At 59.5% G+C, this 18,524-nt stretch carries 11 protein-coding genes; 7 read left to right on the top strand and 4 right to left on the bottom strand.

Features of this window, described 5'->3' with window-relative positions; genetic code table 11:
• The first annotated feature begins 32 nt into the window (after nucleotides 1-32).
• Both WGT02_RS00945 and WGT02_RS00940 read left to right on the top strand, forming a co-directional pair.
• Nucleotides 33-692 carry a YggS family pyridoxal phosphate-dependent enzyme gene (locus WGT02_RS00945; RefSeq protein ID WP_208249413.1) on the top strand — a complete coding sequence of 220 codons (660 nt, stop codon included), beginning with the start codon at nucleotides 33-35 and terminating at the stop codon, nucleotides 690-692.
• Between the two features lie 83 nt (nucleotides 693-775).
• On the top strand, nucleotides 776-2,686 hold the full coding sequence (locus WGT02_RS00940) for a propionyl-CoA synthetase (RefSeq protein ID WP_208249415.1): 1,911 nt from the start codon (nucleotides 776-778) through the stop codon (nucleotides 2,684-2,686).
• Nucleotides 2,687-2,743: 57 nt separating this feature from the next.
• Here the strand turns inward: WGT02_RS00940 and WGT02_RS00935 are convergent, their stop codons facing one another.
• A complete protein-coding gene (locus WGT02_RS00935) occupies nucleotides 2,744-3,442 on the bottom strand; it encodes a DUF1013 domain-containing protein (protein WP_024313224.1) in 699 nt (232 codons plus the stop codon).
• A 228-nt stretch (nucleotides 3,443-3,670) separates the two neighbouring features.
• Between WGT02_RS00935 and acs the strand changes: the two genes are divergently transcribed.
• On the top strand, nucleotides 3,671-5,626 hold the full coding sequence (acs, locus tag WGT02_RS00930; protein WP_024313225.1) for an acetate--CoA ligase: 1,956 nt from the start codon (nucleotides 3,671-3,673) through the stop codon (nucleotides 5,624-5,626).
• 496 nt (nucleotides 5,627-6,122) lie between these two features.
• Here the strand turns inward: acs and WGT02_RS00925 are convergent, their stop codons facing one another.
• On the bottom strand, nucleotides 6,123-6,347 hold the full coding sequence (locus tag WGT02_RS00925) for a DUF1674 domain-containing protein (protein ID WP_208249416.1): 225 nt from the start codon (nucleotides 6,345-6,347) through the stop codon (nucleotides 6,123-6,125).
• A 123-nt stretch (nucleotides 6,348-6,470) separates the two neighbouring features.
• Between WGT02_RS00925 and htpX the strand changes: the two genes are divergently transcribed.
• The 4 genes from htpX (at nucleotide 6,471) to purH (ending at nucleotide 12,305) form a co-directional block, all read left to right on the top strand.
• Nucleotides 6,471-7,433, top strand: coding sequence for a zinc metalloprotease HtpX (htpX, locus tag WGT02_RS00920; RefSeq protein WP_208249418.1), 963 nt, complete (start codon nucleotides 6,471-6,473; stop codon nucleotides 7,431-7,433).
• On the top strand, nucleotides 7,424-8,818 hold the full coding sequence (locus tag WGT02_RS00915) for an RsmB/NOP family class I SAM-dependent RNA methyltransferase (RefSeq protein WP_024313228.1): 1,395 nt from the start codon (nucleotides 7,424-7,426) through the stop codon (nucleotides 8,816-8,818). The genes htpX and WGT02_RS00915 overlap by 10 nt, the downstream gene beginning before the upstream one ends.
• Nucleotides 8,819-8,928: 110 nt before the next feature.
• Nucleotides 8,929-10,593: a heparinase II/III family protein gene (locus WGT02_RS00910; protein ID WP_208249419.1), complete on the top strand. Its 1,665-nt coding sequence runs from the start codon at nucleotides 8,929-8,931 to the stop codon at nucleotides 10,591-10,593.
• Nucleotides 10,594-10,688: 95 nt separating this feature from the next.
• Nucleotides 10,689-12,305 (top strand): bifunctional phosphoribosylaminoimidazolecarboxamide formyltransferase/IMP cyclohydrolase, encoded by a 1,617-nt coding sequence (gene purH / locus WGT02_RS00905; RefSeq protein WP_024313230.1) that lies wholly within the window; start codon nucleotides 10,689-10,691, stop codon nucleotides 12,303-12,305.
• Between the two features lie 15 nt (nucleotides 12,306-12,320).
• On the opposite strand, the gene WGT02_RS00900 is transcribed toward purH, so the two are convergent.
• Nucleotides 12,321-13,709, bottom strand: a complete 1,389-nt coding sequence (locus tag WGT02_RS00900; RefSeq protein ID WP_208250526.1) for an MFS transporter — start codon at nucleotides 13,707-13,709, stop codon at nucleotides 12,321-12,323.
• A 27-nt stretch (nucleotides 13,710-13,736) separates the two neighbouring features.
• On the bottom strand, nucleotides 13,737-18,512 hold the full coding sequence (locus tag WGT02_RS00895) for an NAD-glutamate dehydrogenase (RefSeq protein ID WP_024313232.1): 4,776 nt from the start codon (nucleotides 18,510-18,512) through the stop codon (nucleotides 13,737-13,739).
• Nucleotides 18,513-18,524 lie beyond the last annotated feature (12 nt).

The following is an 18,524-nucleotide window of genomic DNA, read 5'->3' as shown; positions in this document are numbered from 1 at the left end:
AATCTTCTCATGCGGTCATGTCGAGGCGAGTGATGGAACTTGAAGAGCGATTGAACGATGTGCGCTCGCGTATCGCTGCAGCCGAGCAGCAGGGCGGGCGATCGGCGGGTTCGGTTCAGCTTGTCGCCGTCTCAAAGACATTCGACGCAGACGCAATCGGTGCAGCGCTTCGGGCCGGCCAACGGATCTTTGGCGAAAACAGGGTTCAGGAAAGCCAGCTAAAATGGCCCGAACTGAAATCCGAAACGCCTGGCATCGAACTTCATCTCATCGGCCCACTGCAGTCAAACAAGGCGGCAGAGGCAGTCGCGCTATTTGATGTCATTGAAACCATCGATCGAGAGAAGATCGCCCGTGTGCTGGCGGACGAGATGAGGCGTCAAACGAAGGATCCTCGCCTCTATGTCCAGGTCAATACGGGGCTTGAGCCGCAGAAGGCCGGCATCGCGCCGAATGACGTCGCGGTGTTTGTCGCTTTCTGTCGCGACGAACTCGGCCTCGCCATCGAGGGATTGATGTGCATCCCGCCGGCAGAGGAAAATCCCGGCCCACATTTCGCGTTGCTTGCCAAGCTCGCAAAGGTTTGCGGCGTCGAGAAACTGTCGATGGGAATGTCCGGGGATTATGAAACGGCCATCGCTTTCGGGGCAACCAGCGTTCGCGTAGGCTCTGCGATCTTCGGCGCCCGCTGATACGCTGCTTTCGTCGGGCTTCCTCTCCAGGCCTAGCTTTCCTAGATTGATAAGGACAAGTTGGATGTTCTGGGGAGGAGAAAATGCACGGAAACTATCGCCAGACCTATGCCAGATGGAAAAGCGATCCAGAGGCATTCTGGCGCGAGGCGGCGGCGGAAATCAGCTGGTTCAAACAACCGGAGCGGACTTTCTCACCAGAGGATGGCCCATACGGCCGTTGGTTCCTTGGGGGCGAAACCAACACCTGCTTCAATTGCCTTGACCGCCATGTCCGGGCCGGCCGCGGCGACGATACCGCATTTATCTACGATAGCCCGGTTAGCGGTGCGAAGGCTGCATTTAGCTATGGCGAAGTCCTTGCCGAAGTGAGCGCCATTGCAGCGACGCTGCGACAACGTGGGATCGCGAAGGGCGACCGCGTCATCATTTATATGCCAATGGTGCCGCAAGCCATCTTTTCAATGCTTGCCTGCGCCCGTATCGGCGCGGTTCATTCCGTGGTGTTCGGCGGCTTTGCGGCAAACGAGCTCGCCGCACGCATCGACGATTCGGGAGCGAAACTGATCCTCACGGCAAGTTGCGGGCTCGAACCGGGACGTGTCGTTCCATACAAGCCGCTGGTCGATCAGGCGATTTCAATCGCCAAGTCGAAGCCTGCCCATTGTCTTGTGTTGCAGAGGCCGCAGCTTGCGGCTGAGCTGATCGATGGTCGCGACGAGGATTTCGAAACTGCCGTTGCGAGAAATCGCGGCGTTACTATTGAATGCACCCCCGTCAGTGCAATGGACGAACTCTATATTCTCTACACATCCGGGACGACGGGTCAGCCGAAAGGCGTCGTGCGCGACAATGGCGGTCACATGGTCGCCCTCGCCTGGTCAATGGCCAACATCTTCGGCGTCAAGCAAGGTGAAGTGTTCTGGGCAGCTTCCGATATAGGTTGGGTCGTCGGCCATTCCTACATCGTCTATGCACCGCTTTTAGTAGGCGCTACCAGCGTGATTTTTGAGGGAAAGCCGGTTGGCACGCCGGATGCCGGCGTCTTCTGGCGCATCGCCTCAGAGCACGATGTCCGCGTTCTTTTCACCGCACCCACTGCTTTCCGCGCCATTCGCCGCGAAGACAGCGATGGTATTCACATCAAGGCCTATGCGATGCCGAATTTCCGTGCCCTGTTCCTGGCGGGAGAGCGTGCGGATCCGGAGACACTGAAATGGGCCGAGCGAATGCTAGACGTTCCGGTGATCGATCATTGGTGGCAAACGGAAACCGGATGGCCGATGGTGGCGAACCCGCTCGGTCTTGAGGTCTTGCCGGTGAAGCATGGCTCACCATCGGTGGCCATGCCCGGTTATGCTATCCGCGTGCTTGATGATGCCGGCCACTCGGTTGCGTCGGGGACGCTTGGGAATATCGTTGTCAAGCTTCCCCTGCCCCCCGGTTGCCTCCCCACGTTGTGGAATGCTGATGAGCGTTTCCGTTCGGCCTATCTGGCAGAGTTTCCTGGCTACTACAAAACTGCTGACGCCGGCTATATCGACGAAGATGGCTATCTCTTCATCATGTCGCGCACCGACGACATCATCAACTGCGCTGGTCATCGACTGTCGACGGGGGCAATGGAGGAGGTTTGCGCTACGCATCCAGATGTTGCCGAATGCGCGGTTGTCGGAATTGTTGATCCGCTGAAGGGCCAGGTACCTTGTGGCTTTCTCGTCCTGAAGAAAAATGTTTCACGGGAAACATCGGCGATCGAATCGGAAGTCGTGACGCTGATCCGCGACGCGATCGGCCCGGTCGCCGCATTCAAGACCGCAATAATCGTCGACCGCCTTCCGAAGACCCGCTCCGGCAAGATATTGCGCGGCACGATCCAGAAGATCGCCGACGGCGTGCCGTGGAAAATGCCAGCGACGATCGACGATCCCACTATTCTCGAGGAGATAGCCGAAGCGCTACGCAAGCGTGGGTTCGGTTCCCTACCGATGTAGGCGCAAAAGAAAAGGCCCCGCTTACGCAGGGCCTTGTGTGTCGATCATCAAAGAGGATCAATACTGATCGTCTTCGTCCTCGTCTTTCGGAGAAGATTTCAGAGACTTGAGCTTTGCGAAGACGGCATCGGCATCGATTTCCTTCTCCTCTTCCCGCTCATGCGGCGTCAGGCGCTCTGTCTCGTGCGCCGACTGCAGGGTTGCACCAAGCTCGGCGGCGGTCGGCAGCGGACGGCCCTTCGCCGCCTTCTCGACTTCCATGTCGAGGTCGATCTGGCTGCAAAGACCGAGTGTTACCGGGTCCATCGGCGCGAGATTCGCAGAGTTCCAGTGAGTGCGTTCGCGAATCTGCTCGATCGTCGACTTCGTGGTGCCAACCAGGCGAGAAATCTGAGCATCCTTCAGTTCCGGATGATTGCGCACCAGCCAGAGAATGGCGTTCGGACGATCCTGGCGCTTGGAAACCGGCGTGTAGCGCGGGCCGCGGCGCTTGGATTCGGGTACGCGAACCTTGGGCTCGGAGAGCTTCAGCTTGTGCGCCGGGTTTTTTTCAGCGCGGGCGATTTCGTCGCGCGAAAGCTGACCGGTCGCAATCGGATCGAGACCTTTGATGCCCTGCGCGGCTTCGCCGTCGGCAATTGCCTTCACTTCGAGCGGATGCAGTCTGCAGAACTGAGCGATCTGGTCGAAAGACAGGGCTGTGTTGTCGACGAGCCAGATGGCAGTCGCCTTCGGCATGAGCAATTGTTGAGCCATGGATATAGTCCTTCTGTCGTCCGCGCCGGTGTCGCGGTCCGTGGATTGTCACCACTATGTCCGGGAAATATGGCGCTATATAACCGCAGTGACGCAGAATTGCAATTGATCACGAATGAAATGACCTTTGTCTAATTGCCGGGCAAATGTGACCTGCTATGAATGCCCACAGCCAGTCCGGGCTGCTTCGCTTTTTGGTCGCCCGGTGTCCGAGTGAGGAGGAATTCCATGACCGAAAAGATCTACCCGGTGCAAAAGCCGGTGAAGAACCATGCGCTTATCGATAAGGCCAAGTACGAGCAATGGTACGAGGAAAGCGTCGAGAACCCCGACAAGTTCTGGGGCAAGCATGGCAAGCGGATCGACTGGTTCAAGCCCTACACGAAGGTCAAGAACACGTCTTTCACCGGTCGGGTCTCGATCAAGTGGTTCGAGGACGGGCAGACGAACGTTTCGTACAACTGTATTGACCGGCACCTGAAGACCAACGGCAATCAGGTGGCTATCATCTTCGAGGGCGACAATCCCTACGTCGACAAGAAGATCACCTACAACGAGCTCTATGAGCATGTTTGCCGCATGGCGAACGTCATGAAGAAGCATGGCGTCAAGAAGGGTGATCGCGTCACCATCTATATGCCGATGATTCCTGAGGCGGCCTATGCGATGCTCGCATGCGCCCGCATTGGGGCGGTCCATTCAGTCGTGTTCGGCGGTTTCTCGCCGGAAGCACTGGCCGGCCGTATCGTTGATTGCGAATCCACTTTCGTGATCACCTGCGATGAAGGGGTGCGTGGTGGCAAGCCGGTGCCGCTGAAAGACAATACCGATACGGCAATTCATATCGCCGCTCGGCAGCATGTCATCGTCGACAAGGTTCTTGTGGTACGCCGCACGGGCGGCAAGACCGGCTGGGCGCCGGGCCGCGACCTCTGGTACCATCAGGAAACCGCTACGGTTAAGCCGGAGTGCCCAGCGGTGAAGATGAAGGCGGAGGATCCGCTGTTCATCCTCTACACCTCCGGCTCCACCGGAAAGCCAAAAGGTGTCTTGCATACGACGGGTGGCTACCTCGTCTATGCGGCAATGACCCATGAATATGTGTTCGACTACCACCCCGGTGATATCTACTGGTGCACCGCCGACGTAGGCTGGGTGACCGGACATTCCTACATCGTCTACGGTCCGCTTGCGAACTGTGCGACGACGCTGATGTTCGAAGGCGTGCCGAATTTTCCCGATCAGGGCCGATTCTGGGAGGTCATCGACAAGCACAAGGTCAATATCTTCTACACTGCGCCGACGGCGATTCGCTCGCTGATGGGCGCCGGCGACCATTTCGTTACGCGCTCGTCGCGCTCAAGCCTGCGCCTACTCGGAACGGTTGGCGAGCCGATCAACCCAGAAGCCTGGGAATGGTACTACAATGTGGTTGGCGACAAGCGCTGCCCGGTGATCGATACGTGGTGGCAGACGGAAACCGGCGGCCACATGATTACACCGCTGCCAGGCGCGACCGACTTGAAGCCAGGCTCGGCGACATTCCCATTCTTCGGCGTCAAGCCGCAGCTCGTCGACAATGAAGGCAAGGTGCTGGAGGGTGCCGCCGACGGGAACCTCTGCATTACCGACAGCTGGCCGGGGCAGATGCGTACTGTCTATGGCGACCACGAGCGCTTCATCCAGACCTACTTCTCGACCTACAAAGGCAAGTATTTTACTGGCGATGGCTGCCGACGGGATGAGGACGGCTACTACTGGATCACCGGTCGCGTTGATGACGTGCTGAACGTGTCGGGTCACCGCCTGGGCACCGCCGAGGTCGAATCGGCACTCGTTTCGCACAATCTTGTCTCGGAAGCGGCTGTCGTCGGCTATCCTCACCCGATCAAGGGCCAGGGCATCTATTGCTACGTCACCCTCATGGCCGGCAATGAAGGTTCGGACGATTTGCGCCAGCAACTGGTCAAGCACGTTCGCAGCGAAATCGGCCCAATCGCCGCTCCTGACAAGATACAGTTCGCGCCGGGGCTTCCGAAGACCCGTTCGGGCAAGATCATGCGCCGTATCCTGCGGAAGATCGCCGAGGACGACTTCGGCTCTCTGGGCGATACTTCGACGCTTGCCGATCCGGCTGTTGTCGACGACCTGATTGCCAACCGCCAGAACAAGGCGACAGCCTAAACAAAGGGCCGCTCCGAGCGATCGGGGCGGCATTCTCTTCGGGACAGATTTCTCGCGGCTTTCGGCCGCCGTTGTTGAGCTTTACGATCCCTTCCTCTCAGAGATCCTGAGCCGGATTCCTGCCATCCGAAAGGGTGACATTTGCCAAGCATACGGCCGAAATTCTTGCGTAAGCCGGATCTCGGGTGATCTGGATGTCACGGTTTCCAGTGCGTGGCGAGCATCGATCCCCGCGCGCCTTATTTCGGCGCATCTGGAGTGCATCTTCGGCGCGTCGATGCCGCGAATCCGCACGTTGCTGCGGCCTAGGTCGCTTCGTCCAGCAGCGTGTCGCCACCGATCGCCCTCAGGGTCGCGGCCGACACAGGCCCTTCAATTTCGTCTCGCGCCCCAGACGTGACCGGAATCACAATAAAGGCCAATGCGACAAGGGAGCAATCCTTCCCATGAAGGGTATAAATTCCGACCAATAAGGACCGCGAATAGGAATATTTACTTAGAAATCGATCGCTCTGCCGTTGATTTCCCAGTCCCCGAAGCGGGAAGGATCTGCACCGCCGCGGCCACCTGTCTCCGGCGGCATTTCTACCGGCTTCTCGTTTCGGCGACGCTCTTCAGCCTCGGCAAGCGCGCGCTTGGCAGCCGGCGAGAGCAACTTGTGGGGAGCCTCGGCGGCTTCAGTCGCCAGGGTTTCGTTGTTATCATTATCCGCTGCCTGCATCCCGCGATTCCGCCCGAAAAACATTGAAAATGGCTGGTGAATGACCAAATCATAGTGCGCCGGCGCCGCAATTGAAACCCTGTTGCCTTGTGCGGTCTGCTTAGGGGTATTTTGGAGATAGCGATGAACCTCGTCCGTACAGCCATGTTGCTCGCCTTCATGACCGCTTTGTTCATGGCCGTCGGCTTTCTGATTGGCGGGCGCGGCGGCATGATGATTGCGTTCGTGATCGCCGCTGGCATGAACTTCTTTTCCTACTGGAATTCCGACCGCATGGTGCTTTCGGCCTATCACGCGCAGGAGATAGACGAGCGCAATGCGCCGGAGTTCTTCGCAATCATAAGGGATCTGGCGCGTAGTGCCGGCCTCCCCATGCCGAAGGTCTATCTTTACGACAGCGCGCAACCAAACGCTTTCGCGACGGGTCGCAATCCTGAGAACGCTGCCGTTGCTGCCTCCACCGGCTTATTGAGCGCGCAGACACCGGAAGAGGTCGCCGGCGTCATGGCGCATGAGCTCGCCCACGTGCAAAACCGCGATACCTTGACGATGACCATCACGGCGACGCTCGCCGGCGCGATCTCCATGCTGGGCAATTTTGCGTTCTTTTTCAGTGGCAACCGGGAAAACAACAACAATCCGCTCGGTTTCATAGGAGTGTTGCTGGCGATGATTGTCGCGCCGCTTGCCGCGATGATCGTTCAGATGGCCATCAGCCGGACGCGCGAATACTCGGCCGATCGCCGTGGCGCGGAGATTTGCGGCAATCCGCTTTGGCTTGCTTCGGCACTTGGCAAGATCGCGCGGAGCGCGTCGCATGTGCCGAACTACGATGCCGAGCGCAACCCGGCAACCGCCCATATGTTCATCGTCAATCCGCTGACCGGCGCCGGCATGGATAACCTGTTCTCCACACACCCGAACACGGAAAACCGGATTGCGGCGCTGCAGGAAATGGCACGCAGCGGGATGAATGTCTCGACGCCGCCGGCTCGCGCTGATAATCCGATGCGCAAATCGCGTTCGGTTCCGGATACCGGTCTTGATCGCGGTGGTTCCCAACCGCCGAAAGGTCCGTGGTCTTGAATTCAGACGGCAAGAAGAAGCCATTTCGTAAGCCAAAGCCTTCCAGCGCGGGGCCTGTCCTTGGGCCGGTAAAACCTGGATTGCAGGTTCGTGCCGCTGCGGCCAAGATCCTGGCAGCGGTCGTTGACCGGAAGCTCGCGCTTGACGGCGCGCTGGACAATGAGCATGGCAATCCGGCTTACAAGGCTCTCAACGAGGGTGACCGCGCACTGGTGCGCGCCATTCTCAATGCGACGTTGCGGCATTTGCCACGCATAGATGCCGCGATTTCCCGCCTGCTTGAATCGCCGCTTCCCGAAGGCGCGCGGGCATTGCATCATGTTCTCGCGGTTGCCGCGGCGCAGATCCTCTACCTCGATGTGCCGGATCATGCCGCGGTCGATCTCGCGGTCGAGCAATCAAATCAAGACCCGCGCAATCGTCGCTTTGCCAAGTTGGTAAACGCTGTCCTACGCCGTCTTGGCCGCGAGAAAGAGGAGGTCCTCGCCGAGATCAGCAACATTCCGGTGATGCCGGAATGGTTTCTTCAAAGGCTCGAAAAAGCCTACGGCAAGGAGAAGGCACAGTCGATTTCTGAAGCGCAACTCGAGCCGGCAGCGATCGATCTCACTGTCAAGGCCGATGCGCAAAGCTGGGCGGAACGTTTGGGTGGTTTTGCGCTGCCGACCGGTGGTGTGCGGCTGGCCGCCTTCGAGGGCGGTATTCCCTCCCTCGAGGGATTTGCGGAGGGCGCATGGTGGGTTCAGGACGCAGCCGCCAGTATCCCCGCTCAACTCTTTGGTGACCTGACAGGGAAACGCGTTGCCGATCTATGTGCGGCCCCTGGCGGAAAGACGGCCCAACTGGTGTTCGCTGGCGGCGACGTCACGGCGGTCGAGCAATCCGAAAACCGTATCAAGCGTTTGCGAGCCAATCTCGATCGGCTAGGACTGAGTGCCGAAACGGTCGCTAGCGACCTGACGAAGTACGAGCCAGCGGAGCTTTTTGACGCGATACTACTGGATGCGCCCTGCTCATCGACGGGGACGACGCGCCGGCATCCGGATGTGCTCTGGGCCAAGGGACCGGCAGACATAGCGAAACTTGCAGTGCTTCAGGAGCGCCTGCTGCGCCACGCACTCACCTTGCTGAAGCCGGGTGGCACAATCGTCTTTTCCAATTGCTCGCTTGATCCCACCGAGGGAGAAGAGGTCGCAGCCCGCGTCCTTTCGGATACACCGATGGTCGAGCGAGTTGCAATTGATGCCAAGCGTTGGCCGGGGCTCGAGTCTGCTATCAGTCCCCTCGGCGAATTCCGCACGACACCTGACATGCTGGACGTTCCCTCCGGTTTTGCGGGTGGTCTCGATGGCTTCTACGCCGTCGTCATGCGCCGTGTTGCCTGATTGAAAGGCAACTGGCATAGTTGAGCACCTGTCATAATTTGATACGTAAGTGTCACTGATTCCGGGCTTATTCACTTATTCTTAACGACGCGGGTCAATAGACGATAGATATGTGGTCCGGGTTCTCGACTCTTTACGTGGGAGAGGCTTGGCGGCGCACCCTGTGCCGCGGAGCAATCCTGCGGCTGCGTCTCTTCCGCCATACGATTCACGCTCCGGAGCGCTTAATCGTCGCCCCCACCGACCTGCGTGCGGTTGATCCGCATGTGGCCGAAGAGATTTTGAACGGCCGCTTCCCGCTTGCCGGACGCCTTCTCGAAACAGGCGGCAAGTCGCCTTTCAATTTCAGCCTTCCGTCCCGATCCTTCGCGCTACGACTTCACAGCTTCGGCTGGCTTCGCCACATGCGGACCAAGAAGAGTGACCTTCACTCGAGCGTTGCCCGCTCCATCGTCAACAACTGGCTATCGCTGCATGGCGGCCGCATCGAAGGTATTGCCTGGGAGATCGATGTTACAGCGCAGCGCGTGATTGCCTGGCTCTCGCATTCTCCCGTTGTTCTTCACAATGCCGATCGCGGCTTCTATCGCCGCTTCTTGCGGTCACTCGCCTTTCAAGTCCGCTTTCTACGGCGAATTGCAAAGTACGCACCGCCCGGAGAGGTTCGCTTCCGGTTGCGGATTGCCCTCGCGATGGCCTCCATTGCAATGCCGACACGCGCAGGTGCGCTCCGACGCGCGGCTGAAGCATTGGACCACGAGTTCGACAGCCAGATTCTGCCTGACGGAGGCCATGTCTCGCGCAATCCGCGAACCGGGTTGGAGCTGCTCCTCGATCTCCTTCCGCTGAGGCAAACTTACGTCAATCTGGGCCATGACCTGCCGCAGAAGCTGATCTCCGGTATCGATCGGATGTATCCGGCTCTGCGCTTCTTCAGGCATCAGGATGGCGATCTCGCGCTTTTCAATGGCGCGACGTCGACTCTCGCGACGGAACTGATGTCGTTGCTGCGCTATGACGAGACCGCGGGCGATCCCTTCAAGGCGATGCCCCATTCGCGCTATCAGCGGCTGGCCGCGGGAAGAACAGTGGTCATTGCTGATACCGGTTTGCCGCCTGCTGGAAATTTGTCCCGCACGGCGCATGTGGGTTGCCTGTCGTTTGAGATGTCCTCCGGGCGTCACCGCTTTATCGTCAATTCGGGATCGCCGAAATTTGCCGGCCGGCGTTACGTTCAGATTGCTCGAACGACTGCTGCGCATAGCACCGTGACGGTTAATGACACGTCGTCCAGCCGTTTTGCACCGTCCGACTTCATCGCGAATGTGATCACCGATGGCGTGAAGACTGTGAGTGTCGATCGCGCGCTCGCAGATGATGGACGCGACGTGATCAAGGCGAGCCACGACGGCTACCTCAACGCCTTTGGCGTTCTGCATGAGCGAGAGCTGACCCTGAACGCCACGGGATTGATCGTTACCGGCTGTGATCGGCTTGTCGCGCCGGAAGGCAAGGTCGATGACGCCGTGCGTGCCGTGGCGCGTTTCCATGCCCACCCCTCGATCAACCTGAAGCCGCTCGACAAAGAGTCGGTGATGATGACGGCACCCGATGGCGAAACCTGGCTGTTCTCGTCGCCCGGCAACGAGGTGTTGATCGGCGAGGACGTCTTCTTCGCGGACGCCTCGGGTATCTGCGGATCCGATCTGATGGAGATCGCCTTCTCCTACCCTGACCGGCCGGAAATACGCTGGTTTTTATCACGCAAGAGCTAGTGACTGTTTTCGCGGACGCAAAGCTGTGCTAACGCGGCGCCATCATCTTCTTATCCCTCGCCGGATATCTCCTGAAGACCAAATGGAGAAGCCTCATGGCCGTTGTTTCCAAGAAAATCCCCGCACCCGACAAAGTCGACGTCAGGACCGCATTGCTTTCGGTATCTGATAAGACCGGTATCGTCGAGCTCGCGCGCGCACTTGCCGATAAGGGTGTTCGCCTCCTGTCGACCGGGGGCACTCATAAGGCAATTGCAGCGGCCGGACTTGCGGTGACCGATGTCTCCGACGTCACAGGTTTTCCTGAGATCATGGACGGTCGCGTCAAGACGTTGCATCCGAAAGTGCACGGCGGCCTGCTTGCCATCCGCGATGATGCGGAACACCAAGCGGCGATGAAGGCGCACGGCATCGAGGGTATCGATCTCGTCGTCATCAATCTTTATCCGTTCGAGGACGTCCGTGCCGCCGGCGGTGACTACCCGACGACCGTCGAGAATATCGATATCGGCGGTCCGGCGATGATCCGCGCGTCGGCCAAGAACCACGCCTATGTCACCATCCTCACTGACCCAGCGGACTATCCCGAACTGCTCGAGCAGCTCACTTCCGGTGGCGGCCAGACCGTGTATGGGTTCCGCCAGCAGATGGCTGCCAGGGCCTTCGCTCGCACCGCGGCCTATGACGCAATGATCTCCAACTGGTTTGCCGAGGCGCTGTCGATCGACACGCCGAGACACCGCGTCGTTGGCGGCGTCCTCAAGGAAGAGATGCGCTACGGCGAGAATCCGCACCAGAAGGCGGCATTCTATGTTACGGGCGAGCGCCGAGCCGGCGTTGCCACGGCGTCACTGCTTCAGGGCAAGCAGCTCTCCTACAACAACATCAACGACACTGATGCGGCTTACGAGCTTGTCGCAGAGTTCCTGCCGGAGAAAACCGCGGCCTGCGCGATCATCAAGCATGCAAACCCCTGCGGCGTGGCGACGGCTTCGGGCCTGCTTGAGGCGTACAAGCGCGCGCTTGCCTGCGATTCCGTCTCTGCCTTCGGCGGCATAATCGCCCTTAACCGGACGCTTGACGCGGAAACGGCGGAAGAGATCATCAAGCTCTTTACCGAGGTCATCATCGCGCCCGATGTGACTGAGGAGGCAAAGGCCATCGTCGCGCGCAAGGCAAACCTCCGCCTGCTTACGGCAGGTGGCCTCCCGGATCCGCGGCTTGCCGGCCTCACGGCGAAAACCGTCTCCGGCGGCTTGCTCGTGCAGAGCCGCGACAATGGCATGGTCGAGGACCTGGAGCTGAAGGTGGTCACCAAGCGGGCACCGACACAGCAGGAACTCGAAGACATGACGTTTGCCTTCAAAGTGGCCAAGCATGTCAAGTCGAACGCCGTGGTCTATGCGAAGGACGGGCAGACGGCTGGCATTGGGGCAGGCCAGATGAGCCGGGTGGATTCTGCGCGCATCGCCGGCTTGAAAGCCGAGGAAGCGGCGAGGGCCCTTGGCCTCGCAGAGCCGCTGACGCGCGGTTCGGCCGTTGCCTCGGAGGCATTCCTGCCCTTCGCCGATGGTTTGCTGTCAATGATTGCGGCTGGTGCGACGGCGGTCATCCAGCCCGGCGGGTCGATGCGCGACCAGGAAGTGATCGACGCTGCCAATGAGCACAATGTCGCGATGGTCTTTACCGGAATGCGGCACTTCCGCCACTGAGCGGTAGCCCTGCCGTTACGCCCTGTCTGCAGGATAGGGCGTTCGGACAAGCAGGACGAGCCCGGCGGCCAGGAAGAGCACAAGCGTTGCCATTCCGAGCCGCGACGAGCCAGTCATGTAGGTCACGGCGGAAAACAACAGCGTCGCCATGAAGCTCGTGGCGCGTCCCGAAAGCGCATAGATGCCGAAATAGCGGCCCGCCTCGTTCAGGCTTACGCTCCGCGCGAGGTAGGACCTCGATGAAGCCTGCACCGGGCCGAACGCAAGGCCGATCAGCAGGCCGTAGGCAATGTACGCTTTCTCGGCCGCCGTCCCGAAGAGGCCGCCGGAATCGACGGTTGGCAGCTCGAAAAAGCCGAAGAGTGTGTATCCCGGCCCCGTCGACACAATGCCAATAGTCGCGAGCAGCAACATCGTCAAGCTGATGATGATCGTCGATTTGGAGCCAATGTGCCGGTCCACCCGACCTGCAATGATGCAGCCGAAAATCGCAACGATGTTAAGAATAATTCCGTAGATCCCGATCTCGATCGTCGCCCAACCGAACATTCCGGCGGCAAACGCTCCACCGAGTATCAGCAGTCCGTTGACGCCGTCCTGATAGATCATTCGTGCTATCAGGAAGTGAAGGATGCCTCGGCGGTGCCTTAGCTCGCCAAGCGTGTTTTTCAGCTCGGCAAGGCCAGTACGGACGGCGGTGCCGAACGGAAGGCCCTTGCTTGTGTCGGGCGTGAAAAAGAACATCGGAAGAATAAAGATCAGGTACCAGACGGCCGAGATCGGCCCGGTGATGCGGGCATCCTCGCCCTGGTGTGGATCGAGACCAAACAAGGGCTCGAGACCGAGAATCGTTTTGCCGGATTCGAGACTTCCCGCAAGCAGGACCACCAAGGCGATCAGGACGATCATCCCGCCAAGATAACCGAGACCCCAGGCCGTATTGGATAGTTTGCCGACCTCGTCCTTGCTGACAAGCCGCGGCATCATGGAGTCGTTGAAGACGATCGAGAACTCGGCTGCGATCGACGCCAGGATCATGAAGGTTACTGGGTAGACCAGCGGCGAACCCGGTGCCGCAAACCAGAGGCCGAAGAGGCTTGCAATCTTGATGACGGCAAAGAAAGCGATCCACGGCTTTCGCGCGCCGGACTGGTCGGCGATCGATCCGAGGACGGGCGATAAAATGGCGATGATCACCGAGGAGATCGTCGCCATGTTGCTCCACATCGCCTGGGCGGAGACCGGATCGACCGTCAGGCGTGACACGAAGTAAGGGCCGAAGATGAACGTTGTCACGACTGTGAAGAACGGCTGGGCCGCCCAGTCAAAGAGCATCCAGCCCCAGATGCCCTTTTCCGATGCCCTAGCCGGCTGAGTTCCCGTCCAGTCGATGCGATTCACAATCCGCTCCTGATTCCGAGCGGAACTGTGTCACCTCGTCCCGTCGCGCGCAAGGTCGGTCAACAGACCCGCGGCGACAGTGATCCGGGCAAGATTCGGATCGCCGCTCTCGCTCAACCCGGATAGTTCTTCTGCAATCCGGTTGATCCTGACGCGATCGCCGGCATGCCAAGCCTGGACCGGAAGCTTGTCCTTCCCATGGTTGGCAAGTGCCGAAATGACGATATCACGTCTCGCACTGGCGATCTGGTCGATACTGCGTGCCAGCGCCAGGTTCTCGTAATGGTCGGCTGTGATGATCCGCGATCCGGCGGCGAGCAACCGTCCGATCCGGAAGGTCTGGGAGACGGCAAAATAGCTTTCCGCGGCGCGAGCCAGCGGTTCGCCCGTGCGTTCGGCGATCTGCATGATCTCGGGCACGAGCGCAAAGCCGAGCAGCCCTGAGATCTCGGCGGCCAGCTTATCGGGCACGCCGGCGTCGCGATATTCCTGCTGGCGCGCCTCGAGCTCTGGCACCGTCTGGTTGGCGAAAATCGGCTTGAGCTTCTTCAGGGCAGTCTGAAGTCCTTCGATCGTTGCGGCCATATCGCCCTTGGCCATCTGTGTCTTCAGAAGGAGGCGCGTCAGCAGCGTGAACGTGTGGCTGATTTCCTCGTAGATGCGGTTCTGCATCTGGCCGCCAATCTTGCCGTCCAATGCATCCGTTTCCGTCCAAAGCCGTCCGAGATCAAAGCCGTCACGGGCGATGATTGCCGCCCGAACGACCTCAGGCGCGGATGCCGCTGTGGCATCCATCATGCTGACGGCGAAGCCGGGGCCACCTCGGTTGATGGCCTCGTTGGCGAGCACGGTCGCAATGATCTCGCGTTTCAGACGATGGGCGTCGATGTCAGACGCGTTCGTCTTCCGCATCTTTGCGGGGAAGTAGTTCGAAAGCGTCGCAGCGAAATAGGGATCGTCAGGCAAATCGCTGGCTGCCAGGGCATCGAACAACACGATCTTGGCATAGGAAAGTAGAACGCCGATCTCGGGTCGGGTCAGTGGCTTGCCTGCCGCATAGCGCTCGGCAAGGACCGTATCGTCGGGTAGCGTCTCCACCTTGCGGTTCAATTGCTTGGCGCCTTCGAACACCGTCATGAGCCGGGCAAGTTCCAGCCCGTTGGCTGTGCCCTTGCGCTCAATCAGCGAAATCGCCAGAGACTGCAAATAGTTGTTCCTGAGCACAAGCTTTCCGACTTCCTCCGTCATCGATGACAGCAGCTGGTCGCGCTTTGCCCGCGTGAGACGATTATCGTGCATCGCAGCGGCAAGCGCGATCTTGATGTTGACCTCGACGTCTGACGTGTTGACGCCGGCTGAATTGTCAATCGCGTCGGAATTGCAGCGCCCGCCCCTCAGTCCGTAGGCGATACGGCCTTTCTGCGTGACACCAAGATTTGCGCCCTCGCCGATCACCTTGGCGCGCACGTCTTCCGCCGCTACCCGAATGGGGTCATTGGCACGGTCGCCGACCTCGGCGTCTGTTTCTGACGGCGCTTTGACGTAAGTGCCGATACCGCCGAACCAGAGCAGATCGACCGGGCTCTTCAAAATGGCCGTGATGATCTCGAACGGCGTTGCCACGGCCCTGTCGATGCCGATCGCAGCCACCGCTTCGGGCGTCAGTGTGACGGACTTTGCCGATCGCGAAATGATCATGGCGCCCTTCGAAAGGACACCCTTGTCGAAATCCTGCCAGCTCGACCGCGCCAGATTGAAAAGCCGCTGCCGTTCGGCAAGGGCCTTTTCCATGTCCGGATCGGGATCGATGAAGATGTCGCGGTGGTCGAAAGCGGCGACCAACCGGATTTTTGGCGACAACAGCATGCCGTTGCCAAACACGTCGCCGGACATGTCACCGACGCCTGCAACCGTAAACGGCGTGGTCTGGATGTCGATGTCCATTTCACGGAAATGTCGCTTCACCGTTTCCCAGGCGCCGCGTGCAGTAATGCCCATCTTCTTGTGGTCGTACCCAGCCGAGCCGCCTGACGCGAAGGCATCGTCAAGCCAGAAGCCAGCTTCCTGCGCGAGAGCGTTGGCGGTATCCGAGAAGGTTGCGGTCCCCTTGTCGGCTGCCACGACAAAATAGGGGTCGTCGCCGTCGAGCCTTACCGTGTCCTTCGGCGGCACGATATCGGCGCCACTGATGTTGTCGGTGATCGACAGCAGCGTGCGAATATAGGTCTTGTAAGCTTCGCGACCGGCGTTGAAGATCTCGTCGCGGCTGCCGCCGACCGGGAGCTTCTTCGGATAGAAGCCACCTTTCGCGCCAACCGGCACGATGACCGCGTTTTTGACCTGTTGCGCTTTCACAAGCCCCAGCACTTCGGTTCGATAGTCTTCAGCACGGTCGGACCAACGCAGGCCGCCACGCGCCACCTTGCCGAAGCGCAGGTGTACGCCTTCGACTTCGACGCCATAGACGAACATCTCGCGGAACGGCCGTGGTTCGGGCAATCCGTCGACCAGATGCGGGTCAAGCTTGAAAGCCAGCATCGCCTTCGGTGAGCCGTCTTGATTGCGCTGGAAGTAGTTGGTCCTCAGTGTCGCGTCCACGACGTTGACGTAGCGGCGCAGGATTCGATCGTCATCAAGGCTCGGAACGTCGGAAAGCGCCGCCTCTATCTTTTCATGCTGTTCGCTCACCTTCTTCATCCGCGTCTTGTCGGTGATCTTGGGATCGAGCGTGTCGTGGAATAGCCGGAAGGCCATCGCCGCGATTGCCGGATATTTGTCAAGCGTCGTTGCGATATAGTCCAGCGAGTAAGGAATACCCGCTTGGCGCAGATAACGTGCGTAGGCGCGAAGCACGCTGGTTTCGCGCGCGGTCAGTCCCGCCGAGACGATCAGCCGGTTGAAGTTGTCATTGTCGATGACTCCGCTGAAAGCTGCGAGGAAGGCTTCCTCCAACGTCGCTCCATGTCGGTGGAGGTCGATTTCAATGCCGCCTCGAGCTTCGAGCTCCATGTCATGCAGCACGACCAGCTTCTCCGAGCCGCCGGGCAGGGTCACATCGATATCGAAGGTTCCTTCGCTGATGACGTTGAAACCCAGATTCTCAAGCAATGGGACGCGGCGGGACAAGGCGAGTTGGCCACCAGAGTGAAAGATCTTCAGGCACAGCAGTTCAACGCCGTCCTTCTGTCGCGTGTAAAAAGTGATACGGATCGGTTCTCCGGCTGCGCATGCAGCAATGTCCCCCAGATCGCCAAAGGTCTCTTCCGGCGTGAAGAGATCCTGAAAAGCGTGACTGACCTGCAGGCGTGGCGCCTTCGGCCCGGCAAGGGTTTCGAAGCGATCATCCCAGCGTGCGGTGATGGCGCGAATAGCTTCCTCTAGCTTTGCCTGTGGCACGCGTGGCGTCTTGCCCCAGGACCGGCCAATGATGAAGTGGACGCGGGCAACGCCGCCTTCAGGAAAGGCCGGGTAGTAAGCCGAGACACGGCCATCATAGACGGTCTTCAGATAGGCTCCGATCTTCTCACGCACGATCGAATCGTACTCTTCGCGCGGCACGTAAACGATCACTGAAACGAAACGGTCGAAATGATCGATGCGGGGCAGGACGCGGACTCGCGGCCGGTCGGCGAGATCGTTGATCTGCTCAGCGAACCCGGCCAGGAGCATCGTGTCGATCTGGAAGAGGTCGTCGCGCGGATAGGATTCCAGCGTGTTGTCCAGCATACGGCCCGAGTGGCTCATCGGGTCGAAGCCGAAGTGTTCCTTCACCCGCTCGATTTTGGAGCGGAGCAGCGGGATATCGCTGGCGAGGGATGTGTAGGCGGTCGAGGTGAAGAGGCCGACAATGCGCAACTCGCCGGTCACATTCCCGTCGGCGTCAAAGCGCTTGACCCCGACATAGTCCATATAGGCGCGGCGATGGACGATCGACTTCACGTTGGCTTTGGTAACGATCAGGAAATCCGGGCCATCCAGGAATGCCAGGATTTCCGGTGTTGTCGTAACAGCGTCCTTGCCGGTGCGCAAAACAAGCACGTCGGGGTTCGAGAGAATGCCGAGACCGGTGCCCTTGTCCCGCTCCACCTTCGCGCTGGCGCCTTTTCCGGAGTAGACATATTCTCGCATCCCGAGGAACGTGAAGTTTGCATCGCGTAGCCACGTCAGAAAGGCAAGCGCTTCATCCCGTTCCGCCTTCCTACGGCTGGATTTGTAAGCGGAAAGCTCATCGATCACCGTTCCGAGCCTCTCCAGCATAGGCCTCCAGTCGGACACCGTCACGCGCACCTGCTCGACCACGGTCTTCACCCGCTTGATGAGGTCGGCGGCCTGGGCCGCCGTCAGAGGCGCAAGGTGCAGCTGGATATGGCTGACGCGATTGACCGGCTCGCTCGGGAGATCAGCGGAGTAAAGTTCCGGCGCTTTGCCTTCCTCCAGCACTAGGATCGGGTGCACGGCCATATAGAGGTCGCGATAGCTGCTGGTGACCTCGCCCATCACCGATTCATACAGGAACGGCATGTTGTGGTCGGTGACCGAGAGAATGGAAACGGCAACGCCGTCGGGCTCCACATCGGCGATGGTATCGATGGTGATGCGCGCCGAATTGCCCGCCCAGGCTGCTAATTCCTTTGCCGAATGCACGGCAGAAAGCGCCAGCATTTCCGGTGTGTAGTGTTCCAGATCGTCGCCGCTCGCGCGGCCGAACAAAAACTCGGGATCGAGAGAGGTTTCCCCGGTTGCCGCCGCGATTTTGGTCGCGCTTTCGAGCTGTTTTTCTCGTTTCGGATTGTTTCGACCAGCCATCGCAGATACTCC

The sequence above is a fragment of the Rhizobium sp. T1470 genome (assembly GCF_042140505.1).
GTDB classification, from domain to species: Bacteria; Pseudomonadota; Alphaproteobacteria; order Rhizobiales; family Rhizobiaceae; genus Rhizobium; species Rhizobium favelukesii.
This window is presented reverse-complemented; position numbering and strand designations above follow the sequence as displayed.